Origin of the sequence: Corynebacterium sp. KPL2838 (assembly GCF_040225455.1) — a bacterium.
GTDB classification, from domain to species: domain Bacteria; phylum Actinomycetota; class Actinomycetes; order Mycobacteriales; family Mycobacteriaceae; genus Corynebacterium; species Corynebacterium rhinophilum.
The window spans coordinates 1-26,235 of sequence record NZ_JBEHFT010000009.1 but is presented as its reverse complement, the minus strand read 5'-3'; the positions used below and the strand labels follow the sequence as shown (position 1 = coordinate 26,235).

Genomic DNA, 26,235 nt, shown 5'->3' with positions numbered 1-26,235 from the left:
GCAAAGACGACCAATACGCAATAGGTTGAGGCGGTCTTTAGGCAGCAGTATCTGCGTCATCAACGGCTTGGGGCTGGGCGCGATCGCCCACGATGACCACGGTCAGCGGTTGGTTTAATGAAGCGGCGGCTACATCGTTGGCGTGCTCATTGGGAAGTGCGAGCAAGACGGTGGCAGAAGAAACTTCGCCCTCCGCGGTGGTGGTAGATACGACTCGGGCGCCGGAGGCGATGACGCGTGCGGTCGCGGGCTGGGAATCGGTGGCATCGCTTGCGGTGACGATATCGACGGTATCGCCGTGGTGCAGGTGAGGGATGATGTCAGGATCGGCAAGTTTTACTGGGATCATGCGGCCGGAGCCTCCTTCCTTAGAATCGGCAGACCCCGAGTTCGCGACGAGGCTAGAGACCAACTCTTGGCCTAGGAGTCTCTGGCTGGTGACCACCTCGCCCTTGCCCGCGGCGGCGGTGATGATGCGGCCGGCGAGATCGGAGGGGGCATCGGCAAGCGCGCTGCTAGGAATGGAAGAAGAAGGCAGGCGCTCGAGGGAGACATCGGCGGCGGAAAGCTCCGCACCGGCGGGCAGATCGTGGCTAAAGACCAGCACCTGCGGCAGTTCCTTCGCCCTGGAAATCGCGGAAACCAGTGCGGCAACGAGCAGGACCAGCGCGATGACGCGCCGCACGAGCACGCCGCGGCGGTGCCCAGGGGTGCGCAGAGTGCGGAAGAACTGTGAGATTCGCGGGGACGGGGAATGAGCCATGCATAATTAGACTGCGCTACCGCCTGCGCGGTTCCCTCGGTTTAGGAAGAAAAGCGGTGGATTCCTGCGGCGGTAACCACGGCCTCGACGCGGCGATCGTGCGACCCGGCTGGGATAGAGTCAAGGAACTCGGTGGGGTAGACCATGGCGAGTACCGCGGGGTGGTTGCGCGGCACCATGGAAAGCGCGCGGTCATAGTACCCGCCGCCTTTGCCCAGGCGGTTTCCGGCGGCATCGATGGCCATGGCTGGGGCCAAAATCAGATCGCAACCGCACAGCACGCGGCTATCAAAACGCGGGCCGGCCGGCTCAGAAATGCCCAACTGGCCGGGCTGCATGCTGTGCGGGCCTTTGTATTCTGCCCAGTTCAAGACGCCGTTGCCGCAGGTGATGGGCAATAATACGCGGTCAACGCGGCGGGAAAGCCACGGGATGAAATCCGCCCCGCCTGGCTCTGAGCCCAACGGCCAATAGGCAGCGACGCTCGATACGCCGGCAAGCTCGGGTTCCAACTGCTCGCGCAAGGCAGTGGTCCATTCCGCGCGCTTATCGTCGGTGAGGCTGCGGCGCGCGCGAAGCAGGCGGGTACGGAGTTGAGCTTTGATATCGCTGGAAGAAGGCATAAATAAATAATAGCGTCCGTGGCGTAGCGCTACACAGGAAAATAGTGCGCCGTTGTACCCTAAGATCCATGGCTAATGAACTCGAAGATTCCGCCACCGGAATCACCACGGTTGTAGTTCCAGCGGCTGGCATGGGCACCCGCTTTCTGCCCGCCACGAAAACCGTCCCCAAAGAATTGCTGCCCGTTGTGGATACTCCCGGCATCGAATTGATTGCTGAGGAGGCAGCCTCTGTGGGCGCGCGCCGCCTTGCGGTCATTACCGCACCCGAAAAGCAAGAAGTAATGCGCCATTTTGCGGAATTTCCGGATCTGGTAGAAACCTTAGATTCCCGCGGCAAGGATGAGCAGGTAGCCAAGGTCAACCGCGCCCACCAGCTCATTGAGCCCATCGCGGTAGAGCAAGAAAAGCCCTTGGGCTTGGGCCATGCCGTGGGGCTGGCGGAAGAAGTCTTGGCAGAAGACGAGGACTCCTTTGCCGTCATGCTGCCGGATGACATCGTATTGCCGGCCACCGTCATGGCGGATATGGCGCGCGTTCGCGCCGAGCTCGGCGGCAGCGTGCTGTGCGCCTTTGCGGTGCCGCAGGAACAGACGTTTAACTACGGCGTATTCGACGTAGAAGATACTGACGCGCCGGGCGTGAAAAAGGTTATCGGCATGGTAGAAAAGCCGGACCCGGAGGACGCACCGTCCAACCTGGTTGCTACGGGGCGCTACCTTTTGGACCGCAAGATCTTTGATGCGCTGCGCCGGATCGAACCGGGCAAGGGCGGGGAATTGCAGCTTACCGATGCCATCGAGCTGCTCATTGAGGAAGGCGAGCCCGTCCACGTAGTGGTCCACGAGGGCAAGCGCCACGATTTGGGCAACCCCGGTGGCTATATCCCAGCCAACGTGGACTTTGGCCTGCGCGATGAAAAATACGGCCCAGCGCTGTATAAAGCTATTAAACAAATCATGTCCGATTTCGAGGCGGAACAAGGCCTTAACTAACTATCTTGCCGCGCGCACGTGCGTTGAGGGAAGCAAGGTAAAAGGGCAAGAAGAAAGGGCGGGCAGAGACCGTATGCGTTCAGTAGATGACCAGTTGGCGCTGGTTACTGATGCGGCGACGACCCCGGAGCCGGTGCGGATGAGCATTTCTAATGCGCTGGGGTTAATGTGCGCCGAGCAGGTGCAGGCCAATCAGCCCTTACCGGGCTTTCCCCAGGCGGCCATCGATGGGTATGCGGTTCGCGCCGTTGATATCGGCGGCGAGCGCGGGCTGAAGGTGCGCCGCCCGAAGAATCAGGACCAGGAAAGCAGCGAAGGGGAGGGATCTGCCGAGCAGGCCGAGGACGCCGCCGCGCAGCCCGCCCCACCCGAGGTCGAGCGCTCCTTGCCCGTCGTGGGCGAGGTTCCGGCCGGTTCGAAGCAGCCGTTGCGCCTGCAGCCCAAGCAGGCCGTACGCGTCTATACGGGCGCGCCCTTGCCCACGCTTGCCGATGCCGTCCTGCCCCTCGAGTGGACCGATCGCGGCCGCAAGCGCATCACGGCGCACCGGACGGTGCGCTCGGGCGACTTCGTCCGCCGCGTGGGCGATGATATTCAGCCCGGCGATGTCGCTGTGTCCTCCGGCACCGTCCTTGGCCCGGCGCAGATTGGCCTGCTGGCCGCCGTGGGGCGCTCCAAGGTGCTGGTTTATCCGCGACCCCGTGTGACCATCGTGTCCTTTGGCCGCGAGCTCGTTGATGTGGACAAGGAACCGGGCCTAGGCCAAGTCTTTGATGTGAACTCTTACTCCTTGGCTGCCGCTGCAAAAGAAGCGGGGGCGGACGTGGTCCGCGTGGGCATTGCCGAAGGCGAGCCCCGTCGCATCCGGGAAGTGCTAGAAACCCATATCACGCGCAGCGAGGCCCTCGTGATTACCGGTGCCGTTGGTGGCGCCGGTGCCGAGCAAATCCGCGAGATTTTGGCGGAAATCGGCGATATCGATACCTCCCGCGTGGCCATGCACCCAGGATCCGTGCAAGGTTTTGGGCTGGTAGGAGATGAACGCATCCCCACCTTCCTCCTTCCCTCGAACCCGGTATCGTCGCTGGTTATTTTCGAAATCTATATTCGCCCCTTGATTCGCCTGGCCTTGGGCAAGCGCAACGCCCACCGCCGGGTGGTGCGTGCCCGCGCGCTCAACCACATTGATTCCCGCCCCGGGCGCCGTGGTTTCATCCGCGCCCGCTTGATGCGCGATGCCGAGACCGCCGATTACCTGGTTGAGGGCCTTGGCGGTGCGACCGGCGCGCCGGCGCACCTACTGGCCGGACTTTCCGAGGCCAACGCCATGATCCGCGTGCCAGAGGAAGTCACCGAGATCCGCCCGGGCGATGTTGTTGACGTCTTATTTCTGACCCAGCGCAGCTAATGCTTGACCCTTTCGGTACCGCCTCAGCCAAGCTGCGCCATCCAGTCACCGGGCCCACTGATGATCTGCATCCCGGTTGGCCGGAAGCGACGCCGACGGTGCAGCTTCCTTCCTCGGGGACACTGCCGTCTGGCGGGCGAATGCGGCTGCGCCCCTTGCTGCGCTCGGATGGTCCCGAGTGGCGGCGCCAGCGCATTGAGGATGAACCATTGCTCCGGCCGGTGGAGCCGACCCAAGCGACCACTTGGACAGAGGCCCACAGCTCGCGGGCCTGGTGGAATTACCTCATTTTTCTGCGCAACTCCGCGCGCGATGCGCAGGTGATCCCCTTGGCCATTGAGCTCGAGGGAAAATTCGTCGGCCAGGTAACGCTCGGCAATATCCAGCACGGCAGCATCCGGGACTGTTGGATTGGCTATTGGGTCTATTCCGCCGTGCAGGGTGCCGGCGTCGCCACCGCGGCCACGGCCTTGGGCGTGGATCACGCCTTTGGGCGGGTAGGCCTGCACCGAGTGACCGCCACCTACTTGGAGCAAAACCCCGCCTCCGGGCGCGTGCTGGGGGCCAACGGCTTTCGCTCCGAGGGGTATTTGCGCCGCAACCTGCATATCGATGGCGCCTGGCGGGATCATCATTTCGTGGCCCTAGTCAAGGAAGACTTCTCATCCACGGCGGTTGAGCGGCTGCGCCAAGCTGGGCGTTTGGTATGAAAAGCATGCTTAATTCCGAGTAATGCTTTCTCAATTTTCACATAAGTAACAACATTGTAATTTGCGGCTTCTGTGGCCCCTAAAGTGCGGTTTTGGCGATTAGAGTGGAGTAATCATCTGCACCCCAAGGGAAGGTCCTTAAGTCGTGTCCACAGCTGTGCCAGTTATTGCAATCATCGTGGTGTGGCTCTTCGTGCTCGCGCCGTGCCTCCTAGGCAGGAGCAATCGCCCGATGAGCCACACCGGAGAGGCCTTTGAGGATACCCGCGTGCTCTTTTCCGGCGATTCCGGCAATGTTGCCGGCCGCCGCCGCCCGCGCTTGCGGGCCGATGATGTGCACCGCAGTGCTGCGGATGAAGACCAAGACTACGAGGTTGTACCCGCTTCCACTGAGGACTCAGACCGCGAGGTAGACGTCGATGACGTGCTGATCGAGGATGAAGCAGAGGGCCGCGCTTCCCGCGCACAGTCGCGGACCATCGCCGGTGCTGCCCGCCGCGCCCGGGCGCAACCCTTCGGCGTTGGTGGCTGCGCATTCCGCTCTGCCACCGACGAGGACAGGGCGGACGCGCACGATGAACACTCCGCCCCAGTTGAAGACGCTGCAGAGACCATTGAGGGTGAAGTCATTGAGGAATCGGTGACTCCGGCTGCGGCTGCTGACACCGCTGATACCACCGATGCCACCACTGCCGCCGATAGCGCGCGTACGTCCAAGGCCTCCGTCGATGCAGATGCGGACCTTGATGATGCCGATGATGTCTTGCTTGATGATGAGCGCGCCGGCGGGGAAGAAGGTGGTGCAAAGCGCAAGCGCCGCCGCAGGAATGTGGCTGCCGATTCCACCGAGTCTTTCACTGCGCCGGTGGCAGCAGACATTGCTGAGGATGCGTACGACTACGACGAGACCTATACCTCCCCGGTAGACCTGATGTACCCAGGTGCGGTCGATCCCGCTCCTGTTATCGATGCCGAAGAAACGGACACCGCAGAGACCGGTTCGGAAGAGGCAGACAACGACGGTGCAGCCGAGGAATCGGCAGAAGCCGATGAGTACGGTGCCCAGGGCTCTGAGGACGCGGCGCTGAATACAGACCTTTCTGAAGACGAGGTAGCTTTTGCTCAGCGCCGCCTTGGCCGCGGAGGCTGGGACCCAGTGGCGGATAAGGAAAAGTCCGCTACGCGCTACCAGCGTCGCCAGCGCACGCTTATCGGCTTAGCCATCGCAGTGGTCCTCACCGTGGCCCTCGGCATTGTGGCTGGCGGATGGACCTGGTGGCTGGCAGGTATCGTCGGCGTTCTGACCGGCATCTATCTGGTGGCGTTGCGCGCACAAGTCCGCCAAGAGCAAGCACTCTTGCGCCGCCGCGTAAAGCACCTGCGCCGGGCGCGGTTGGGCGTTCACAATACCGATGATGAGGCGTTGAAGATCCCCCGCAACCTGCGCCGTCCGGGTGCGGTCGTCGTCGAAATCGACGATGAAAGCCCCGACTTTGAGCACCTTCCCTTAAGCTACAGCGACGATGAAGACGGTGACTTTGATGGCCCACACGCCGGGCCCGATGGGGTAGGTCGCCGCGATGACCTGGCCGCTCGACGCGCGGGATAATTAGTCGGCTGCATTCTCCCTTCCGTGGAGCTTTTCGGTTTCCTCCGGCCATACGCCGGAGGTAGCCCGGCGGTGAGAGCCCAAGAGATGGGTATCGACCATCCCGATAGCCTCCATGAGCGCAAAGCAGGTCACCGGCCCCACGAACTTAAAACCGGCCTTCTTCAATTCCCGCGACATTGCCTGCGACTCGGGGCTCTTTTTCGGGATATCCTCCATAACCTCGGGATAGATATTTTCTGCGGGCTGAAAGCTCCAAATGAAATCCGCTAAGCCGCCGTCCTCGCGTAGTTTAATGGTGGCTTTCGCATTATTGATGGTGGCGCGGATCTTGGGCTCGTTGCGGATAATGGAGGCATCGGCAAGCAAGTGCTCCACCTCGGCCTCACCGAATGCCGCAACCTTGTCCGGATCAAAGTGGCAAAAGGCCTCGCGGAAGGCGGGGCGCTTTTTTAATACCACGGCCCAGGAAAGCCCAGACTGGAAGGACTCCAAGCTCAGGCGCTCAAAAAGACCGGCCTCGTCCCTAATGGGAAGGCCCCATTCGGTATCGTAATAATCCGTTAGAAGTGACGATGTCACGGCCCACGGCGTGCGGGCTACCCCGTGCTCGTCGTAGGCCAGCGGGGTACGTTCTTCGGTGGTGGTTTCAGTGTCCATGGGAGGTTCTCCTGTTGATATGTCGTGCCTATTGTCTTTGTCTTTCCCATTGAAGCAGCGATTGCTGGATGGGCGCAGCGTGAGTCTTGCTAGATGGTGAAATCGCGAGCTAGGCGGGTGGGGCGGTGGCGTCTTCGCGTTGGGGTGGGCATTCGATGTAGTCTATTGACCATGAATAGACCTGCCGTCCGTGATGCCGCATTGCTGCTTTTTCGGTTGGTCCTCGGACTCATTTTTATCGCGCACGGCGTGGACAAGATGTTCATGGACGGAATGGATGAGACTGTGGGGCAGTTTTCTGTCCTCGGCATCCCGCAGCCACAGATTGCCGGATATGCCGCCTCAATCGGGGAAATGGTAGGCGGCGCCTTCCTCGTCATTGGTTTGTTGACCACTTTTGCCGCTGCGGCGCTGGCCGTGGACATGGTGGGCGCGCTGTACTTCGTGCACTGGGGCAATGGCCTCTTTGCTGGCGACGGTGGCATCGAGTACCCCTTGGTTCTGTGCATGTCACTGCTGATGATCGTTATTTTTGGTTCTGGTCGGGCGAGCTTGGATAGGGCGTTAAGCAATGTTGACGCATAGCCAAGTGCAAGCGGCGATTTCCGCCCAGCTGGATGGGGAAGAAGCGGAGCTTTCCGCTGACGTCATCGACGCTCACCTTGAACACTGCGCGGAGTGCCGGGCCTTTCGCGATAAGGCAGCGGCGCTATCGCGTTCCTTAAGCTTCGTGGAACCGGCGGATTCCGGCATGGCGCCGCCGACCGACCTTTCTGAGGTAATCCTCGCAGGGGTAGAACCGGAGTGGAAGCGGGCCTCGAGCGCCAGGCAAGCCAACCTCACGGTGGCGCGCATCGCTTTGGTGGTCATGGGACTTGTCTTTGCGGTGTGGGCCATCGTGCAAGTGGTGCGGGCATCCGGTCTGGTGCCGATGGGCGCAGAAGGTTCGGTTCTGGATCCTGCGGCCGATCCAGAGCGCGCCAACCTGCTGATGGAAGGCGCGGCCGTGCGTTTTGGCATGGCGTGTGGCCTGCTGTGGAGCGCGTGGCGCCCAGCGTCTGTGACCGGGCTGTTCCCGGTATCCGCCACAATGTTTGCGTTTCTTTTTGGCTTTGGCGTGCGCGATATTGCGCTGGGGACCGTCACTATGGAGCAGGTCTATTTGCTTATTGCCACCGCGCTATCAACCGTGAGCCTGGCCTGGGCGTGGGCGGCCGAGAAGGGCTACCTGGTGCGCGCGTGGTGGAAATCCCTCAACGCGCAGCCGCACTAAGGCGCACGGGTTCCTGCTACCTATTTCCAGCTGGGCAGCCACATCATGGACTGGTACCAAGATTCCGGGATGATGAAGCCGTATAAGATGGGCGCGAAGTAGAAGAACATCGCGACCACCAGCGCCAGGTAGCAGGCGGCGGCAAGCGTTCCCCGCCGCATCGTCCCACCAACGATTCGCGTTATCCAGCGCCACCTCATGGGCTTACCGCGTCCGACCATCTGGCCCAGCGTGAGGGCAAGAAGCACAATGACAAACGGGATAAATGCGGTGGCATAAAAGAAGTACATCTGCCGGTCAAAGGCAGCTAGCCACGGGAGGAACCCGGCCGCGAAGCCCACGAGGGGAATGAGGAAGGCGCGGTTGCGGCGGATGATAAGCGACCACAGTCCCCAAAGGACCACGGGGACTACCAGCCACCAGATCGCCGGGGTACCAAAGAGGTAGAGCATCTTGCGGCATTCGCCACCGCCGCTGCACTCTAGGTTCGTACTGGAGTAGTACAAAATGGGCCGAGCCCCAGCCAGCCATGCCCACGGCTTTGAATCCCAAGGGTGGTGGTGACCACCAGAAGAGGTCAAGCTGGCGTGAAAATCCAATACGGATAAGTGGTAATAAAACCAGCCGGCCACCGGCTCCGGTAAGTGCATGAGCCACGAGTCTTCCCCGATGGTTCCATCCACCTTGGCGTGCCGGTAGACCGCGGTCTCTGAGGCAAACCACGCGCGCCAGCTCCACACATAAATGAGCACGGGCACGGCCACCAGAGAAGCGAGGGCCGCGGGAGTATCGCGGATGAGCGTGCCCACGATATAGCGGCGAATGCCATACTTGCGGCGCAGTGAGAGATCACTAAAGACGCAGAGCAACCCGAAAAACATGATGTAGTACAGCCCAGACCACTTCACGGCGAGCGATAGTCCTAGGAAGACGCCGGCGGTAAAGCGCCACCACCGGAAGCCAAAGCGCGGTCCGAATGGGGAGGTGCCCATCCCGTCGTTCAACAGGGCTTGGTGGAGGCGCTCGCGCATTTGTTGATGATCGTGGGCAAGCGCCCACGCAGCGGCGACGATAAAAAAGACCTGGAAGATATCCAGCATGCCGAATTTTGCGGAGACCAAGAGGACGCCATCGCACACGGCTAAAATGCCGGCAAAGGTAGCCACCTGCCAGGAAAAGGACAACCGGCGAGCCAGCGCCATGGTCATCAGGACGGTGCCGACGCCGAAGAGGGCCGTCATCAAGCGCCAGCCCAGCGGGGTATAACCAAAGACCCATTCTGAAAAGGCAATGATCTGCTTTCCCAGCGGCGGGTGAACCACGAGTCCAAAGCCCGGGTTGGTCTCGATGCCGCCGATGACTAAGTTATCCCAGCTTTTGACCATGTCCCAGGCTTGGGGCACATAGTGCTTTTCATCGAAGACGGGTGTGCCCTGGGACACCGGTGCGGTAAGCCCCACGAACCGGGTAATCAGCGCGAGAACGGCGATGATGCCTGTGCTTATCCAATCGGCCTTGCCCCACGTGTAGGTACGCGGTGCCGGTGGCATCACGCGGTTATGTGGGGTGCGCGGTGAGCTAGCGGGGGCAGCGGTAGCAATAGTCACGAAGAAGAGTTTAGGCGACGAGCCTGCGCGCGGGCGCATAGGAGAATGTGGAATGCTAGAGGCATGTCAGCTTTAGGTCTGGAACCACTTCCGCGCGGCGTTATCCTTGCCGCCACGCCCTTGGGAAATGTCGGTGATGCTTCGGCGCGCCTGATGCAGGCATTGGCGCATGCGGATGTCATCGCTGCCGAAGATACCCGCCGCGTGCGCAACCTGGCGCAGGCCCTGGGGATCGAGATGTCCGGATCCGTGGTATCCAACTTCGACCACAATGAACAGGCGCGTGCGCAGCAGCTTATCGATGCCGCCCAGCACGGCACCGTCCTCGTGGTCACCGACGCCGGCATGCCGATCATCTCCGATCCGGGCCTGTCACTGGTGGCCGCGGCCGCCGAAAGAGATATTCCCGTGACGTGTTTCCCGGGCCCCTCAGCGGTGCCCACGGCGCTTGCCTTGTCTGGCCTGGGCGTGGGCCACTTCCTCTTCGATGCATTCCCTCCGCGCAAGCCCGGTCCGCGAAAGGCATGGCTGGAATCGCTGCGCAATGAAAAACGCGCCATCGTGTTTTTTGAATCGCCCCACCGCATCGCCGAGACGCTTGCCGATGCCGCCCAGGTCCTCGGCGGCGATCGACTCGCCGCGGTCTGCCGCGAGCTGACCAAGACGTACGAGGAAGTGCGCCGCGGCTCGTTAGCTGAGCTGGCCGAATGGGCGAGCGAGGGAGTCAAGGGCGAAATTACCGTGGTCATCGAAGGCGGAACCGGCGCTGCCGTGACCGCCGCTGACCTTGTCCCGCAGGCCTTGGAGTTGGCCGCGGCCGGCATGCGCTTGAAGGACGCGTGCAAGCAGGCCGCCAAGGGGACTGGGGTGTCGAATCGGGAGTTATACGATGCCGCGTTGGATGCCCGCTGACGGTCCGCTAATTGAACACTTGTTGAGCTGTCCGCAGGTTATTTCTATGCAGCGTATAAAACGTCACAATTAGGCGTGCTAACAGGTGGTTTCATGCTTTTATATATGTTATCGAATCGTTATATTTCTCGGGCGTGTGACGCCTAAAAGCTGTCTACGTGGGGATATGCAGCCTATGGGCGTGCAGGAAGCCTTAAGGAAATGCCCAAAAATGTGCGTAAGCTGGGGTTTTGTTAACAAAACGGTTTGAAAAATTGGGGTCGCGCCGCCACTGTAGAGAGCATGACTAATACTGAAAATAACGGCACTGGTGTGCCCGAAGAAGGAAAGGGGCCCGGTGAAGCGCCTGCTGGGACCACCTCTACTGCTTCGAGTGATCAGCCGATTGAGGATTATCAAACGGTAGAAGAGGCACTGGACGAGCAGACGGCGACGAGCCAGATCCAGGACATGATCAACTCTGAGGGGTTCCACCCCGAAGAGTATGACGATCCGGAAATCGAAATCGCCGCAGACCGCGATAATATCCCGATTGACTGGACCATCATGGGGATTGCGGGTGTGCTCGTTGCCGCCATCGTTATCTGGGGCCTTGCCGCACCGGATAACTTCGCGGACTTTTCTTCCGCGGCCCTGACGTGGGTCGTCGATAAGTTCGGTTGGGCCTACGTGCTCTTTGGCACCGTCTTCGTGGCCTTCGTTATCTTCATCGCTTCCTCCAAGTTTGGCTCCATCAGGTTGGGCCATATTAATGAGGAACCGGAATTTTCCACGCCTTCGTGGATTGCCATGATGTTCGCTGCCGGTATGGGCATCGGCCTGATGTTCTACGGCGCTTCCGAGCCGCTCGCGAACTACCGCGACGGCACTCCCGGCCGGGGAACGGAAAACGTGGGATCGTCCATGGCCTATGCCATGTTCCACTGGACGCTGCACCCCTGGGCTGTGTACGCCATCGTTGGTTTGGCCATCGCGTACTCCACCTACCGCATCGGCCGCAAGCAGCTGCTGAGCCAGGCCTTCGTCCCGCTCATCGGCGAGCGCCGGGCCAACGGCGGATTGGGCAAATTCATTGACATCCTGTCCATCTTCGCCACCGTCTTCGGCACCGCCTGCTCCCTGGGCCTTGGCGCGCTGCAGATCCAGGCTGGCCTGGAGGCATCCGGCATCATCGATAACCCAACCCAGTCCGTGGTTATCGGTATTGTCTTGGTCCTGACCCTGGCCTTCTTACTGTCCGCACTGTCCGGTGTGGGCAAGGGCATTCAGTACGTGTCCAATGCCAACATGGTCTTGGCTGCGGTGCTGGCCATCTTCGTCTTCATCTTGGGCCCAACGGTGACCATCCTGAACCAGGTTCCAGGATCCATCGGTAACTACTTCAACTACTTCACCGAGATGATCGGCCGTACCGCAGAATCCGAAAACGGCACCGCCGGCGAGTGGCTGTCTGGCTACACCATCTTCTACTGGGCATGGTGGGTCTCCTGGTCCCCGTTCGTGGGCATGTTCTTGGCGCGCATTTCCCGCGGTCGTTCCGTCCGCGAGTTCTGCCTAGGCGTCCTGCTCATCCCAGCCGGCGTTTCCACACTGTGGTTCGCCATCTTCGGCGGCACCGCAATCCACATGGAGCAAAACGGCGAATCCATCACCGGCGAATCCGCCGAGGTAGAGCTGTTTAATCTCCTGCACAACCTGCCTGGTGGCTTCATTGCCGGCGTCGTCGCCGTCATCTTGCTGTCCACCTTCTTCATTACCTCCGCGGACTCCGCTTCCACCGTGATGGGTTCGATGACCCAAAACGGTGCCGCAACCGCGAAGCCGTGGCTCTCCGCCATGTGGGGTGCCCTGACCGCAGCCGTTGGCCTCACCCTGCTTTTGGTCAATGAGGACGCGCTGTCCAACCTGCAGAACGTCACCATCGTGGCGGCGCTGCCGTTCTTGTTTATCGTCATTGGCTTGATGTTCGCCATCTACAAGGACTTGAGCCAGGACATCATTTACCTCGAGTACCGCGAGGCGCAGCAGTTCCAGCGCAAGATGGCCCGCGAGCGCCGCTTGCACCGCGACTACCAGCGCACGCAGGTGCTCAAGAAGCGCCGCAACGAGCGTTTGAAGAACCCGATGAAGCGCAAGTAGATAGACCATCTACCGCCTTCGGTAGCAGCGCCCGCCGCTTTCCCAGAGTTGGGAGGGAGGCGGGCGTTTTTCGGTGGGAGAGGTAATGTGCCCTCAACGTGTGTTCGTGCAGGTGCTTCGATAAACTGGACTCCATGACTGAGTCTTTAGTAGTAAATGTTGCCTGGCCATATGCCAATGGCCCGCGCCACATCGGTCACGTGGCTGGCTTTGGCGTTCCCTCTGACGTATTCGCTCGCTTCCAGCGAATGCGTGGCCGCAACGTACTCATGGTCTCCGGTACGGATGAGCACGGCACCCCGTTGCTGGTCCAAGCTGATAAAGAGGGTGTATCCGTCCGCGAACTCGCGGATCGCTATAACCGTCAGATCGTCAACGATCTGGCTAACCTCGGCTTGTCGTATGACCTTTTTACCCGTACCACCACCCGTAATCACTACTCGGTGGTGCAGGAGCTGTTCAAGGGTCTCAATGAGAACGGCTACATGCTGAAGGAGACTACCAAGGGGGCAATCTCTCCGTCCACCGGCCGCACGCTGCCGGACCGCTATATCGAGGGCACGTGCCCCATTTGCGGCGCGGATGGCGCCCGCGGTGACCAGTGCGATAACTGCGGCAACCAGCTGGACCCAGTAGACCTCATTGACCCGGTATCCAAGATCAACGGCGAAACGCCGCAGTTCGTGGAGACCGAGCACTTCCTGCTGGATTTGCCATCTCTTAAGGACGAGCTGCAAAAGTGGCTTTCCACCCGCGAGGATTGGCGCCCGAACGTGCTGAAATTCTCCCTGAACCTGCTGGAGGATATGCGCCCGCGCACCATGACCCGCGATATTGACTGGGGCATTCCCATTCCGGTGGACGGCTGGCAGGACAATAACGCGAAGAAGCTATACGTGTGGTTCGATGCCGTCGTGGGCTACCTGTCCGCTTCCATCGAGTGGGCGCACCGCACCGGCCAGCCGGAGGCATGGAAGGAATTTTGGCAGGACCCAGAAACCCGCCACTATTACTTCCAGGGCAAGGACAATATCACCTTCCACTCGCAGATCTGGCCGGCGGAATTGCTGGGCTATGCCGGAAAGGGTGCCAAGGGCGGCGAGCTGCACCAGTACGGTGAGTTGGACCTGCCAACGGAAATCGTCTCCTCGGAATACTTGACGATGTCCGGCTCCAAATTCTCCTCGTCCAAGGGCGTGGTGATCTACGTTAAGGACTTCCTTGCGGAGTTCGGGCCGGATCCGCTGCGTTACTTCATTGCCGTGGCTGGCCCGGAAAATAATGACGCGGACTTTACGTGGGATGAATTCGTGCGCCGCGTCAATAATGAGCTGGCCAATGGCTGGGGCAACCTGGTCAACCGCACCGTGTCCATGGCGCACAAGAACTTTGGCGAGGTTCCGGTTCCAGCAGCCCTAGAGGAGCGCGACGAGGCCATTTTGCAGCTGGCGGAGGAGACCTTTACCACCGCCGGTAACCTGCTGGAGCAATCCAAGTTCAAGCAGGCCATCGTCTCCATCATGCACGTGGTGGGCGAGGCGAATGCGTATATCGCCTCCCAGGAGCCGTGGAAGCTGGCCAAGGATGAAACCCAGCGCGAGCGCCTGGCCACCGTTTTGTGGACCGCCCTGCAGGTCGTGTCTGACTGCAACGTCATGCTCACCCCATTCCTGCCGTTTACCGCGCAAAAGGTGCACGAGACCTTGGGTCGCACCGGCGAATGGGCTGCGCAGCCTGAGGTGCGCGAGGTTAAGGACGATATCCCGGTTGAGCTCGTGGGGGCGGGGCTTCCGCCAGAAAACCACGAATATCCGGTGATTATGGGTGACTACACCCAGCAGCAGGCCAAGTGGGAGCGCATCCAGGTGGCACCGGGTACGACCTTGGCAAAGCCGAAGCCGCTGATTTCCAAGCTTGATCCAGAGCTTGGCGAGACCGGCCCGGAATGGGCACCGGTGATGAACTAGCGCGGTAGCTCCCCGCTAGACACACAAAGGCGCGGCGGCCAGTCCCTATGAAAGGGGGAGGTCACCGCGCTTTTGTTATGCCTCAAAGGCTCTGCCTAGTGCGAGAAATCGCGCTGCAAGTGAACCAGACCTAAGCGCACGCCGTCCTTGGTGTGGATATTGGGCATGCGGCCGGTTTCTTTAAACCCAAACTTCTTGTGCAGTGCGATGGAACCGGCATTGGTATCCACGATGTAGGTAATCATGGTCTCTATGTAGGGATCGTCGGCGGCGATGTCCATGAGGGCATCGAGAAGCTCAGAGCCCACGCCCTTGCCCTGGGCTGCGGGGGAGATATATACGGAATCTTCGACGGTGCCGTAATAGATGGCGGGTGTGACGAATTGAAAGTAGGCCGCCCAGCCGATGATTTCATCATCGTCCACGGCAACGAGCACGGGCGAGCCCGCCTTGGCCATGTCTTTTAGCCAATCCTCGCGGTCAGAGACCTCTTCTTGCCAGGTAATGAGGTTATTGGCCGGTTTAGCGGCGGAGGCGGCGTTGTAGATGGCGGAAATGGAGGGGGCATCGGCAAGCTCGGCGGGGCGAATATGCATCAAAAGTCCTTTACACCAGAAGTTCTAAGTGGGTGAGGCTAAGCCAGTGATCGAATTTGTAGGTTACCTCTTTGAGAGTTCCCACGTTTTCAAACCCGAACTTTTCATGCAACTTTAATGATGCCGTATTAGTAGACACGATCAAGGCGAGCAGCGCATGCACCTTGTCATCCGCACGGGCGCGGTCCATCAGTTCGCCCATAAGGGCGGTGCCCACGCCTTGGCCCTGGACATTGGGGGAAAGGTAAATCGTGGTTTCATAGCAGCCCTGCCAGATGCGGGGATCGCGGTAGGGGTGGTAGAGCGCCCAGCCCAAGTATTCGCCTTCGTCGGTTTCGGCAACGAGGAAAGGGCACTCCATGTCCTGGATGTGGCGCAGGTGTTCTTCGCGCTCGGCCACGGTGGCTGGGGTGGAATCAAAGATGACATCAGTATGCTCGATGGCCCAGTTGAGGGTATCGGTCATGGCGGGGACATCGCTCAGGTCCGCTGGTCTGATCAACATAGCTGCCAATATTACAATTGCGGGTATGTCTAAAAAGAAGCCACGTCCTACTCCCATTCCGGCCCCAGGGCTCAGCGGCCTCAGCGATGCGCATACCCACCTTTTCTCGCATAAAGATACCGATGAGGTGCTGGTCAACCGCGCCCGCGCCGCCGGGGTATCCCGCCTGGTGACGGTAGGCGATGACCGCCGCGAGTCCGAAGCAGCTCTTGCCACCGCGCACGCGTTTCCCAATGTGTATGCCGCCTGCGCCATCCACCCGGTGCAGGCGAATGAGCTAGATGCGCCCACCAAAGCCGCGTTGGAGGAAATGGTGGCGGATCCGCAGTGCGTGGCGGTGGGCGAGACCGGCCTGGATGCCTATTGGGTCCACCACGAACCGGAGACCACCGCGAGCTTGGTCCAGCAAGAAGAATCCCTGCGCTGGCATATCGATCTGGCGGTGCGCACCGGCAAGACCCTTATGATCCACAACCGCGAGGCGGACCAAGATCTGCTGCGCATTCTTGCTGATGTCCCCATGCCTGAGACCGTCATGCTACACTGTTTCTCCTCGCCGCTGCGCGTGGCAGAAGAAGCGCTCGAGCGCGGTTACGTCTTGTCCTTTGCCGGCAATATCACCTTCAAGCGCAATGCGGAGTTGCGTCAGGCGGCCGCGCTGGCCCCGGCGGGGCAATTGCTCGTGGAAACAGATGCGCCATTTATGACCCCGGAGCCGTTCCGCGGGCAGCGCAACGAGCCATCCCTCATCGGGCATACCTATGACTGCATCGCCCGGGTGCGCCACCAGACCACTCAGGCATTGGCGGCGGAGGTCAATGAGACATTTGACCGCGTGTATGGGCTCAACACAGGGCAGTAGTGAGGATTGTCACAAAATTAAAGCCGCTGGTCGCTGGTGATATGGGTGCTTGATGTGACAACTGTTTTCGCCAGTTATAGCTGTGGCGCAGCGTTTCTCGACTTTCCTTACTCGTTATCGTATTGTTATTGATTGTTCGTTGAGGCTTTATGCCTCTACCTTCCCACCGTGCTGCTCCACAGTCGGGGCAGTAGCGGGGCACCGCCGCTGGTTTCCTAGCCAGCGGTAACAATTGTGATACTGGATAGACAGCACTACCGGAGATTAACTACACATGGCACCTCACCACATTAAGCGCATCAATAATTCACGTTCCCTGCCGCTGCGCCTGGCAACGGGTGGCGTCTTGAGCACCCTCGCCGTAGGCGGTGTCGTGGCGATTGCTGCGCAGAAAGACCTGGTCGTAGACGTCAACGGCGACAAGGTAGAGCTGGCTACCTTTGCCAAGGACGTGGACGGCGCCCTGCAGGCCGCCGGCGTCCAGGTGGGCGAAGAGGACATCGTATCGCCCGCCCCGTCTGAGTCCGTGACCGATGGCGATGAGATCTCCGTGCGCACCGCCAAGCCGGTTGCCGTATCCATCGATGGTGAACATCAGCAGCTTTCTACTACTGATCTCACCGTGTCTGATCTGCTCAATAACCTACAGGGCGTAAACCCGGGAGCTGCCGTGAAGTCTGGCGAGGATAACGTGGATAAAGATACCCAGCTAAAAGATGGCATGGATCTAGAGGTCGTTTCCCCCAAGATCATCAAGATCAACGATGGGGGCAAGAACACCTACACCAAGATTGCCGCCAAGACCGTGGACGATGTGCTCAAGGAGCGCGGTATCAAGCTCGATGAGGATGACCGCGTTTTCCCAGCCAAGGAAGAAAAGGTCACCGAGGGCATGTCTATCAAGGTTGAGCGGATAGACATTCAGACCGAGGATGTCACTGAGGAATTCGACGCCGAGCCGCATTACGTGGATGACCCTGAGCTGGAAGCTGGCGCTGAAGAGGTGCGCGAGCAAGGCGAAAAGGGCAAGCGCGAAATCACCCGCAAGGTGGTCCTGAAGAACGGCAAGAAGGAGTCCGAAGAAGTCATCAAGGATGAAGTCGTTGTAGGGCCAAAGCCTGCGACCATTGCCCGCGGCACCAAGCAGGCGGAGCCGGAGCCGCAAGGCGGTAACTCGGGCGCGGCTGCCCCCGCCGTGGCTGATGGCTCCGTGTGGGATTCCATCGCGCAGTGCGAATCCACCGGTAACTGGTCCATCAATACCGGCAATGGTTTCTCCGGCGGCCTGCAATTCGCACCGTCCACTTGGGCTGGCTTCGGCGGCACCGAATACGCGCCTGAGGCTTGGCAGGCTACACGCGAGCAGCAGATTGCCGTGGCACAAAAGGTGCAGGCTTCCCAGGGCTGGGGTGCATGGCCTGCATGTACCGCCAAGTTGGGTCTGCGCTAAAAAGCACGCGCAGCACCGCGCATTCTGCGTCGCACCCCGCGTCAACACGGCGCGGGGTGCGACTTTCTGCATTCTTCTACTAGGTTAGAGAACATGACTGATTCCCCGGGCGCCGCGCTTTTAGGCCCAGTAGAAATCCGAGCTTTAGCGGAGAAACTGGATATCACGCCCACCAAGAAATTGGGACAGAATTTCCTCCACGATCCCAATACCATTCGCCGCATCATCGCGGCAGCGGACCTGGATCCCGCAGACCGCGTCGTGGAGGTCGGCCCCGGGTTGGGGTCACTGACCCTAGGGCTGGTGGAGACTGTTGAGGATCTCACCGCGGTGGAAATCGATCCGCGCCTGGCAGCGCAGCTGCCGGATACAGTGGGCGAACGCGCCGCCGACTACGCTGAGCGCCTGCGCGTGGTGGAAAAGGACGCGCTGCAAGTGACCAGTGAGGATGTAGCGGCTCCTACGGCGCTGGTGGCCAACCTGCCCTATAACGTGGCGGTGCCGGTGCTCTTGCACTTTTTGGAGACGTTTCCTTCCATCCGCCGCGTGCTCGTCATGGTGCAGCTGGAGGTGGCACAGCGCCTCGCGGCGGAACCCGGCAGCAAGATCTACGGCGTGCCTTCCGTGAAGGCCGGATTTTATGGCACGGTGAGCCAGGCTGGGACCATTGGCAAGAATGTCTTTTGGCCCGCGCCCAATATCGCCTCCGGCTTGGTGCGCATCGATGTCTTCGATACCCCGCCCTGGCCGGTCGACGATGCCGCGCGCGCTGCGGTTTGGCCGCTTGTCGATGCTGCCTTTGCCCAACGCCGCAAGACCCTCCGCGCCGCACTATCGGGCCACTATGGTTCCGGCTCGGCGGCAGAGGAGGCCCTGCGCGCGGCCGGAATCGATCCGAAGCAGCGCGGGGAGAAGCTCGCTGTTGCAGACTTTGTACGATTGGCAGGACTACAGTGAGCGCACCACACGGAAACGAGCCGATAACCCATACAGCGCATGCGCACGCCAAGGTCAATGTGCACCTTGGCGTGGCCGAACCGCGGGAGGATGGCTTTCACGAGCTGGTCACGGTCTTTCAGTCCCTGAGCCTGCACGATACGGTAACGCTGACTGATTTAGGCAACGCCGAAGTAGATAAACCCCGCGTGCAGTACCTCAAGGTATCCGGTCCGCATGCGGCGGGCGTGCCCGAGGATGACACGAACCTGGCGTGGACCGCGGTGGACCGCATCATGCAGCACCTGTATGTCATCCGCGGGGGAATCAAAATTCCGGAGGTGGGACTTGAGATTCACAAGGCAATTCCCACCGCCGGCGGCATGGCAGGCGGTTCCGCGGATGCTGCGGCGGCGCTGCGCCTTGCCGAGCGCTGTTACGGCCGTTATTACGGAATCGATTCGGTAGGAGAGCACATTCTGGATGCCTTGGGCGCCGCTCTTGGCTCCGACGTACCGTTTACTCTGCTGGGCGGCACGGCGCTTGGTACCGGGCGCGGGGAGCAGTTGACCTCCATGATGACCAGGGGCACCTATCACTGGGCGCTGATCGCCTCCGATCGTGGCCTATCGACACCTAGCGTATTTCGCAAGCTCGATGAATTGCGCGATGCGGGGCGGGTTGCCGCGTCGGCGCTTGATACGACGGAGATTTCCCAGGCGCTTATCTCCGGCGATGCCCACCGCGTGGCAGCACACCTGCACAATGACCTGCAACCCGCCGCGCTATCGCTGCGCCCAGATCTCCGCAAGACCTTGGAGGCGGGCATGGATGCGGGTGCGCTCAACGGCATCGTCTCCGGCAGCGGGCCCACCTGCGCGTTCTTATGTGCCACCCGCGAAGACGCGGAAGAAGTTGCAACACAGGTCAGCATAGAAATACCGGGCACCAAGGGCGTTGTAGCCCAGGGCCCGGCTGCGGGTGCGGAAGTGCTCTAGCTTGGGGCGATGGGGATGGGCATCGCCAAGCACGAGCACTAGAGCGCTAGAAACTTAGAGCACGGCCATTTCGGTGGGCTCGAAGTCCAGCTCGTAGCGGTCCGTTTCCTTACCGCGCAAGAGGTCGATGACGACGAGCTCCTTCTTCTGTGCATCCGTGATGTAGGCATAGCCATTGGCGGCCTTCAGGATTGGGCCCGGCTGCTGCCACTCCTCGTTTTCCTTCCACTTGGAAATCGCGTCGATCTGCTTGGTGATTTCCCCGGAGTCAGGGTCGATGACATTGAGCTTGCCATCGGTGGTCAGCACCAGGGCCTCGCCCATAGGACCGCGTGCTAGAGAGCGGAACCAGTAAGAGCCGTCCAAGTCCACCTTCTTGGCGGAGTAGTCCTCGGTATTGATCAAGGTTACCGAGGTGGGGCGCTCGAAATCGGCGTCCTTCTCGGTCTTGTTATCGGCCAAGATGACATTGGATTCCTCGGATCCCGCGGAGTTTCCGGAGCGCTGGTAGCCATCGGCACCGGCATAGTCGGAGACGTCTACCTTGTGGAACTTGGAGCCGTTAAAGACTACGGGGCCGTCTTCGCAGCCGAAGAAAAGCTTGCCATTTCCTGCGGCTGCTTCGCCGTGGACGCCGGGGCACTCGGTGGTCTCATCCAAGACCTTGCCGTCCTTGTCCAGGTGCTGGATGGTGTGGCGCTCGTCTTCGGTGCCCTTGGTGATGACCACGGAGCCATCCTTAAGCGGGACGGCCACGCCGTGGTGCGCCTCGCCGGTCTTGACGGTGTTGACGGGCTTGGCGTCCTTGGAGCCAATGTCTTCGGTCTTATAAATCTTGGCTACGCCATCGCCATCAGAAAATAGGGCGGTAAAACCATCGTGGTGGACTACGTGGCCAGCGTGGGGTGCCTTAATTTTGTCATCGCCCAGCTCTGGATCCGCGGTGTAGTAGTGGTTGTGGTCGCCGTGAGCCTTGGTGATGCGGCCGGTGTCGTAGGTGAGGAAGTTATCGCCCTTGGTCACCATGACGTGGCGGTCATTGCCAGCGTCATTGAGGCGAAGGAAGGAATTCATCTCCTCTTCATCGAGGTTATCGCCGGATTTGGCATCGTAGGTGGTCAGGCCATCAGCGTGGGAGAAGACGATGCGCGTGGGAAGCTGGGCTACCTCGGTCTGGCCCTCTTCGGCCTCCATGCCGTCGTGGGAGTGACCCTCATGATCGTGGTCATGGTCGTGTTCGTGGCTTTCCGCGGTGGTGGCCTCGTTGGGGTTTTGGGCGTCGGTATCTTCTTCCGGCGCCGAGCAGGAAGCGATGGTGAGCGCTGAGGCAGAGAGGATAGTGCAGAGGGTAAGTGTGTGCTTCTTCATACACACGCAGAGTATTGCAAGTGAAATTCGGTAGCAACATGTTTGGGAATGCGGGGGTGGCGGTAGGGAGGTATTAAGATGAGTCCCTGTTATGGCAAACCTGATTAACCTCGAGCAAGTCACCAAGTCCTATGGCTTAAAAACTCTCCTTGATGGGGTATCCCTCGGCGTACAAACCGGGGATCGCATCGGCATCGTGGGCGTCAACGGCGGCGGCAAGACCACCCTGCTGGAAGTGCTCACCGGTATTGAGCCGCCGGATTCCGGCCGCGTATCCCACACCTCGGATCTGCGCATGGCCGTGGTGACGCAGCGCTTTGACCTGCCCGAAGAGCTCACCATCGCGCAGGCGATCATTGAACCCCTCGAGCTCGAGACCTACGAATGGGCCTCCAATGCCAAGGTGCGCGACGTGCTCGGCGGCCTTGGTATCGTGGACCTGGGGCTGGATACTCCCGTGAGCTCCCTGTCCGGTGGTGAACGCCGCCGCGTCAACCTTGCCGCCGCGCTGGTGCAGGATCTAGACCTCGTGGTGCTCGATGAGCCCACGAACCACCTGGACGTGGAAGGCGTGCAGTGGCTGGCTGACCACCTGCTCAAGCGCAACCTCGCCGTCATCGTGGTCACCCACGATCGTTGGTTCCTCGATACCATTGCCACCTGGACATGGGAGGTCCACGACGGCACGGTCGATGCATACGAGGGCGGATACAACGACTGGACGTTCGCCCGCGCCGAACGCGCCCGCCAGGCCGATGCGATGGAGCAACGCCGCAAAAACTTGGCCCGCAAGGAATTGGCGTGGCTGCGCCGCGGGGCACCGGCGCGTACCTCGAAACCGCGCTACCGGATTGAGGCCGCGGAAGCGCTTATTTCTGATGTTCCCGAGCCGCGCAACAAGGTCGAGCTCATGTCCTTTTCCAAACAGCGCCAGGGCCGCGTGGTCATCGAGCTAGAAGATGCCACCGTGAAGTCCCCGGATGGCCGCACCTTGGTCGATCACCTCACCTGGCGCTTGGCCCCGGGCGAGCGCATTGGTCTCGTCGGCGTCAATGGCTCCGGAAAGACCACGCTGCTGCGCACGCTGGCCGGTGAATACGAGCTCGCGGCCGGAAAGCGCATCGAGGGCCAAACCGTGCGCTTGGGCTGGCTGCGCCAGGAACTCGATGACTTGGATCCGCAGCGCCGGCTTCTCGATGCCGTCGAGGATGTTGCCACCTACGTGCAGTTAGGCAAAAAGGAGCTCAGCGCTTCCCAGCTGGCCGAGCGCCTTGGCTTTTCCGCCAAGCGCCAGCGCACCCCGGTCGGTGACCTCTCCGGTGGCGAGCGCCGCCGCCTCCAGCTCACCCGCGTGCTCATGGCAGAACCCAATGTTTTGCTGCTAGACGAGCCCACTAATGACCTGGACATCGATACGCTCCAGGAATTGGAATCTTTACTCGATTCTTGGCCGGGTACTCTGGTGGTTATTTCGCACGATCGCTACCTCATCGAGCGCATTGCGGATAATACGTACGCGCTCTTTGGTGATGGCAACCTGACGAACCTTCCCGGCGGCATCGACGAGTATCTGCGCAAGCGCGAAGAAATCGAGGCCGGCAAGAACGCTGGGGTTATAAACCTGGGAGAAAAGAAGTCGGAGGCGGCGGTACCGAAGCAGGAGAAGAAGCTTTCTTCCCAGCAAGAGCGCGAAATCACCAAGAAGATGAATGCCCTTGAGCGAAAGATGCAGAAGCTGGAAAAATCCGCTGCGCAGATCAATGAGAAATTGGCTGCGGCGGCAGAAGAAGTCGATACCGAAGCGATGACCCGCCTCGATACGGAATTAAAGGACAACCGCAGCGCCTATGAGGATTTGGAGATGGAATGGCTGGAGTTAGGGGAGAAGCTCGAGCAGTAGAAGCTCGCATCGCCGATATTGTCCGCTACTTAGATCCGTGGGGAATTATCGGCGCCGCCATTTTGTCTACCTTGGGCCTTACTCCTTCCATTTTGCCCCGCGATTGGCCCTATCAGGGCCTGATTTCGGGCCTTGCCGCCGGGTTTGGCTACGTGGTGGGCATCGGCGTGAAACTGGTGTGGTACCGCTTCGTCGTTAGCAAATGGTCGGATAAGTATCCCTGGCTTGCTGCCTCTGCGTGGGAACCAAAGCGCTACCGGCTGCTCGCGCGCATCGCCACAGGTGCGTTCATAGCCTGGATGGTCGGTTTCGTCATTATCGCCGTGCGCTGGCAGCACGAGCTCGCGAACGTATATTCCGTGCCCGCGCCGTCCATGACCAGCTACCTGCTGGTGGTGCCCCTGGCGCTGGCGGTATTTACCGTCTTCCTGCTCATCCTGCGCTCCATTATCTTTCTGGTGCGCTGGTTAGCGCGGCGCTTCCCGCAGCGGTTCCGCTCCACATACCGCCGCCTCGGGGCAGTACTCATCGTTGCGGTCATCGCTATCTACACCATTGAAAACATCATTCCCGGTGCCATCGTGGGCTTGGGCGATAGGGTATTTACCGCCCAGAACGCCGACCCTGATCCGGATACCCAGCGCCCCACCCTCAGCGAGCGCTCCGGATCGCCTACTTCCGATGTCGACTGGAACGGCGTAGGCCTGCAAGGCTCCCGGTTCCTAAGCTCCGGGGCGCATAAGGCCGAGCTAGAACAGGTCACCGGTAAACCCGCCAAGGAGCCCATCCGCGCCTACGCCGGTCTGGGCAACCGCGATTCCAATGAGGGGCGGGCGCAATTGCTTATCGATGAACTCGAGCGCACCCACGCCCAAGACCGCAAGGCCCTCTTGTTGACCATGACCACCGGTACCGGCTGGGTATCGTCCTATTCCGCGCAAGCCTTCGAACTGCTCTATGGAGGGGATACCGCCATTGCTGCAGCGCAGTATTCCGCCATGCCGTCCGTTTTCCACTTCCTTGGGGGCGGCGGCCAAGTAGAACGCGCCGGGGAAGAGTTCATCAACCCCGTCGTGGACTGGTGGAATTCGCTGCCCGAAGATGACCGGCCCAAGCTCTACCTCTACGGCGAGTCCTTAGGCACAACCGGCATCGAGGCCGCCTTTTCTGGCGTGCGCGATATCGCTAATTCCGTCGACGGCATCTTATTGACCGGCCCGCCGCACTTTAACCAGTTGCGCTCGCAGTTTGTGGAGCGCCGTGATCCCGGGTCGACAGAAATCTCGCCGGTCTACGCCGGCGGGCTCGTGGTCCGTTTTGCCAACGAGGTGGACCAAGTCCGCCGCTGGGGACGCGTTCCGGAAGCGGAGTGGGGCAGGACCCGCATGCTATATATTCAGCACCCTTCCGATCCTGTGAGCTGGTGGTCGCCCGGATTGGCCTTCAAAGAGCCGGATTGGATGAAAGAAGACAGCCCCTATTCGCGTGAGCGCGTGATGCAGTGGATGCCTATTATTACCTACCTACAAATTGCTGCGGATCTACCCGGAGCCAAGGATGTTCCCGATGGGGTGGGCCATAATTACGGGAACTCTGTCCTCGATGGATTTGCGGCCATCGCCGGGCCCGATCTTGCCCGTTCCATTGATTCGGAGGAGCTGCAGCGGCAATTCAATGAACTCGATGTTGGTATTTATTAGGCTTCCTAGGGCTTCTTAACCCCGCGAGGTAACCCAGAGCACGCAGAGCACCGCTTGTATAACAAAGCCATATCGAAGTGGGGCGGAACCGGCGATATGCTTTCGCCCTCTGAAAAGTTATGACAAGCTGAAAATCATGAAGCCGATTCGAAGCGCCACCGCAGCAGTCCTGACCACCGTACTCGCCCTGTCTGGTACCACGGCAGTGGCTTCTGCGGAGCTTACCGCGGCCCCGCAGGTTCAGCAGGTTTCCACCCTTGCTGAAAAGTACAACGTTACTTTGCCCAGCTTTCTAAAGGCCGCACCTGAAGCTGAACCGGAAGTAGCAGCGGAAGAAGCGCCTACGACTGAAGCCGCTCCGGAGCCACAGGCCTTCGAGGCCCCGCAGGTTGCCGCTGACTTGCAGGTAGCCACCGCCGATCACCTAGCCCAGGCTGGTCACCACCCAGATGAGACCGCAACCGCTATCGCACAGGAATGGGCAAACCAGGGTGCAGGCGGTGAGCTTACGTACTACGGCGACGTGGCAAGCGGCGTGACCCACACCGATGAGGGTCAAGGCAACGTCTACCGTCTGTCTGAAGAACAAGCCCAGGAGCGCCTCAACTGGTTCAACCGGGGCCTCGAGGTAACCCCCGGACCCGAGTACGGTTACGGCGTCGCTACTGCCTTTGATGGCGAGTTCATCTACATCGCGGAATATTTCCTCAACTAGTTCTTATTCCCGCGATACCTGCCCCCGATTCTTCCGAGGCCCGCGCGCATGGCAGAGCAGCCATGACGCAGTGGGAACAATATTGATAGAATCGGGGGCATGATTTTGATTAACGTACAGTTCCACGTAAAGCCTGAATACGCCGATACTTTCCTTGATGAGATCAACTGGTACACCGAGGCTTGCAACGCCGAGCCGGGTTGCATCGACTTCAAGTGGTACCGCGATCCGGAAGATTCTCAGCGCTTCCTGCTGCTCGAGTCCTACGCAGATGGCAAGGACGTAGAGCACGTTCAGGGCGAGCACTTCAAGCGCGCCTGCGACGAATTCCCCAAGTACCTCGTAGAGACCCCAGACATCATCAACGTCCACATCGATGGCCGCACCGGTTGGGACAAGATGGGCGAGTTCGCCGTCGATTAATCTCGCTGCCTAGTACTAAAGCCCGCACTCATGTCAACCTGAACTGCTCCCCATTAGTTGGACTGAGAAATCAGTTACCGACTAGTAGGGAGTAGTTTTCTTTGAGAGCACGAAGT

Annotated in this window: 24 protein-coding genes; 17 read left to right on the top strand and 7 right to left on the bottom strand. The window is 60.3% G+C overall.

What is annotated here, in order from left to right; genetic code table 11:
• Nucleotides 1–37: 37 nt before the first annotated feature.
• Both ABRP98_RS04705 and ABRP98_RS04700 read right to left on the bottom strand, forming a co-directional pair.
• Complete coding sequence (locus ABRP98_RS04705) at nt 38–763, bottom strand: SAF domain-containing protein (RefSeq protein WP_349857776.1); 726 nt, start codon at nt 761–763, stop codon at nt 38–40.
• 41 nt (nt 764–804) lie between these two features.
• On the bottom strand, nt 805–1,386 hold the full coding sequence (locus ABRP98_RS04700; RefSeq protein WP_349857774.1) for a 5-formyltetrahydrofolate cyclo-ligase: 582 nt from the start codon (nt 1,384–1,386) through the stop codon (nt 805–807).
• Between the two features lie 68 nt (nt 1,387–1,454).
• Here ABRP98_RS04700 and ABRP98_RS04695 point away from each other — a divergent pair, with 68 nt between their 5' ends.
• The 4 genes from ABRP98_RS04695 to sepX all read left to right on the top strand — a co-directional run bounded on the left by ABRP98_RS04695 (nt 1,455) and on the right by sepX (nt 6,108).
• Complete coding sequence (locus ABRP98_RS04695; RefSeq protein ID WP_284831685.1) at nt 1,455–2,381, top strand: UTP--glucose-1-phosphate uridylyltransferase; 927 nt, start codon at nt 1,455–1,457, stop codon at nt 2,379–2,381.
• Nucleotides 2,382–2,454: 73 nt separating this feature from the next.
• Entirely contained in the window at nt 2,455–3,789 is a 1,335-nt protein-coding gene (gene glp / locus ABRP98_RS04690) for a molybdotransferase-like divisome protein Glp (RefSeq protein WP_126318628.1), read from the top strand.
• Nucleotides 3,789–4,499, top strand: a complete 711-nt coding sequence (locus ABRP98_RS04685; protein ID WP_284623141.1) for a GNAT family N-acetyltransferase — start codon at nt 3,789–3,791, stop codon at nt 4,497–4,499. Before glp ends, ABRP98_RS04685 begins: the two co-directional genes overlap by 1 nt.
• 145 nt (nt 4,500–4,644) lie before the next feature.
• A complete protein-coding gene (gene sepX, locus ABRP98_RS04680; RefSeq protein WP_349857772.1) occupies nt 4,645–6,108 on the top strand; it encodes a divisome protein SepX/GlpR in 1,464 nt (487 codons plus the stop codon).
• On the opposite strand, the gene ABRP98_RS04675 is transcribed toward sepX, so the two are convergent.
• Nucleotides 6,109–6,768 (bottom strand): DNA-3-methyladenine glycosylase I, encoded by a 660-nt coding sequence (locus ABRP98_RS04675; RefSeq protein ID WP_349857770.1) that lies wholly within the window; start codon nt 6,766–6,768, stop codon nt 6,109–6,111. It lies immediately after the preceding gene.
• A gap of 171 nt (nt 6,769–6,939) precedes the next feature.
• Between ABRP98_RS04675 and ABRP98_RS04670 the strand changes: the two genes are divergently transcribed.
• Nucleotides 6,940–7,353, top strand: a complete 414-nt coding sequence (locus ABRP98_RS04670) for a DoxX family protein (RefSeq protein ID WP_349857768.1) — start codon at nt 6,940–6,942, stop codon at nt 7,351–7,353.
• Complete coding sequence (locus ABRP98_RS04665) at nt 7,340–8,041, top strand: zf-HC2 domain-containing protein (RefSeq protein ID WP_349857766.1); 702 nt, start codon at nt 7,340–7,342, stop codon at nt 8,039–8,041. The genes ABRP98_RS04670 and ABRP98_RS04665 overlap by 14 nt, the downstream gene beginning before the upstream one ends.
• Nucleotides 8,042–8,061: 20 nt before the next feature.
• Here the strand turns inward: ABRP98_RS04665 and pmt are convergent, their stop codons facing one another.
• Entirely contained in the window at nt 8,062–9,687 is a 1,626-nt protein-coding gene (gene pmt / locus ABRP98_RS04660) for a protein O-mannosyltransferase (protein ID WP_502878783.1), read from the bottom strand.
• A 24-nt stretch (nt 9,688–9,711) separates the two neighbouring features.
• On the opposite strand from pmt, the gene rsmI reads away from it, so the two are divergent.
• From rsmI to metG, 3 genes are all read left to right on the top strand, one after another.
• Nucleotides 9,712–10,560, top strand: coding sequence for a 16S rRNA (cytidine(1402)-2'-O)-methyltransferase (gene rsmI, locus ABRP98_RS04655; protein WP_284783467.1), 849 nt, complete (start codon nt 9,712–9,714; stop codon nt 10,558–10,560).
• 282 nt (nt 10,561–10,842) lie between these two features.
• Nucleotides 10,843–12,699, top strand: coding sequence for a BCCT family transporter (locus tag ABRP98_RS04650; RefSeq protein WP_284770625.1), 1,857 nt, complete (start codon nt 10,843–10,845; stop codon nt 12,697–12,699).
• A gap of 134 nt (nt 12,700–12,833) precedes the next feature.
• A complete protein-coding gene (gene metG / locus ABRP98_RS04645) occupies nt 12,834–14,666 on the top strand; it encodes a methionine--tRNA ligase (protein ID WP_284853819.1) in 1,833 nt (610 codons plus the stop codon).
• A gap of 95 nt (nt 14,667–14,761) precedes the next feature.
• Here metG and ABRP98_RS04640 read toward each other — a convergent pair whose 3' ends face one another.
• Together ABRP98_RS04640 and ABRP98_RS04635 are read right to left on the bottom strand one after the other, a co-directional pair.
• Nucleotides 14,762–15,262: a GNAT family N-acetyltransferase gene (locus ABRP98_RS04640; RefSeq protein WP_349857764.1), complete on the bottom strand. Its 501-nt coding sequence runs from the start codon at nt 15,260–15,262 to the stop codon at nt 14,762–14,764.
• A 10-nt stretch (nt 15,263–15,272) separates the two neighbouring features.
• Entirely contained in the window at nt 15,273–15,767 is a 495-nt protein-coding gene (locus ABRP98_RS04635) for a GNAT family N-acetyltransferase (RefSeq protein WP_349857762.1), read from the bottom strand.
• A gap of 25 nt (nt 15,768–15,792) precedes the next feature.
• Between ABRP98_RS04635 and ABRP98_RS04630 the strand changes: the two genes are divergently transcribed.
• The 4 genes from ABRP98_RS04630 to ABRP98_RS04615 all read left to right on the top strand — a co-directional run bounded on the left by ABRP98_RS04630 (nt 15,793) and on the right by ABRP98_RS04615 (nt 20,013).
• Nucleotides 15,793–16,629, top strand: a complete 837-nt coding sequence (locus ABRP98_RS04630) for a TatD family hydrolase (protein ID WP_349857760.1) — start codon at nt 15,793–15,795, stop codon at nt 16,627–16,629.
• A gap of 274 nt (nt 16,630–16,903) precedes the next feature.
• The gene (locus ABRP98_RS04625) at nt 16,904–18,079 is read left to right on the top strand and encodes a resuscitation-promoting factor (RefSeq protein ID WP_349857758.1); all 1,176 of its coding nucleotides are present in this window, start codon (nt 16,904–16,906) and stop codon (nt 18,077–18,079) included.
• 93 nt (nt 18,080–18,172) lie between these two features.
• Nucleotides 18,173–19,036 carry a 16S rRNA (adenine(1518)-N(6)/adenine(1519)-N(6))-dimethyltransferase RsmA gene (rsmA, locus tag ABRP98_RS04620; RefSeq protein WP_349857755.1) on the top strand — a complete coding sequence of 288 codons (864 nt, stop codon included), beginning with the start codon at nt 18,173–18,175 and terminating at the stop codon, nt 19,034–19,036.
• Nucleotides 19,033–20,013, top strand: a complete 981-nt coding sequence (locus tag ABRP98_RS04615; protein ID WP_349857754.1) for a 4-(cytidine 5'-diphospho)-2-C-methyl-D-erythritol kinase — start codon at nt 19,033–19,035, stop codon at nt 20,011–20,013. The genes rsmA and ABRP98_RS04615 overlap by 4 nt, the downstream gene beginning before the upstream one ends.
• A 54-nt stretch (nt 20,014–20,067) precedes the next feature.
• On the opposite strand, the gene ABRP98_RS04610 is transcribed toward ABRP98_RS04615, so the two are convergent.
• A complete protein-coding gene (locus ABRP98_RS04610; RefSeq protein WP_349857752.1) occupies nt 20,068–21,381 on the bottom strand; it encodes a hypothetical protein in 1,314 nt (437 codons plus the stop codon).
• A 91-nt stretch (nt 21,382–21,472) separates the two neighbouring features.
• Here ABRP98_RS04610 and ABRP98_RS04605 point away from each other — a divergent pair, with 91 nt between their 5' ends.
• The 4 genes from ABRP98_RS04605 (at nt 21,473) to ABRP98_RS04590 (ending at nt 26,119) form a co-directional block, all read left to right on the top strand.
• Entirely contained in the window at nt 21,473–23,281 is a 1,809-nt protein-coding gene (locus ABRP98_RS04605; RefSeq protein WP_349857751.1) for an ABC-F family ATP-binding cassette domain-containing protein, read from the top strand.
• A complete protein-coding gene (locus ABRP98_RS04600; protein ID WP_349857749.1) occupies nt 23,248–24,981 on the top strand; it encodes an alpha/beta-hydrolase family protein in 1,734 nt (577 codons plus the stop codon). The genes ABRP98_RS04605 and ABRP98_RS04600 overlap by 34 nt, the downstream gene beginning before the upstream one ends.
• 136 nt (nt 24,982–25,117) lie before the next feature.
• Nucleotides 25,118–25,696, top strand: a complete 579-nt coding sequence (locus ABRP98_RS04595) for a hypothetical protein (RefSeq protein WP_284770636.1) — start codon at nt 25,118–25,120, stop codon at nt 25,694–25,696.
• 99 nt (nt 25,697–25,795) lie between these two features.
• On the top strand, nt 25,796–26,119 hold the full coding sequence (locus ABRP98_RS04590) for a putative quinol monooxygenase (RefSeq protein WP_005279956.1): 324 nt from the start codon (nt 25,796–25,798) through the stop codon (nt 26,117–26,119).
• Nucleotides 26,120–26,235: the final 116 nt, after the last annotated feature.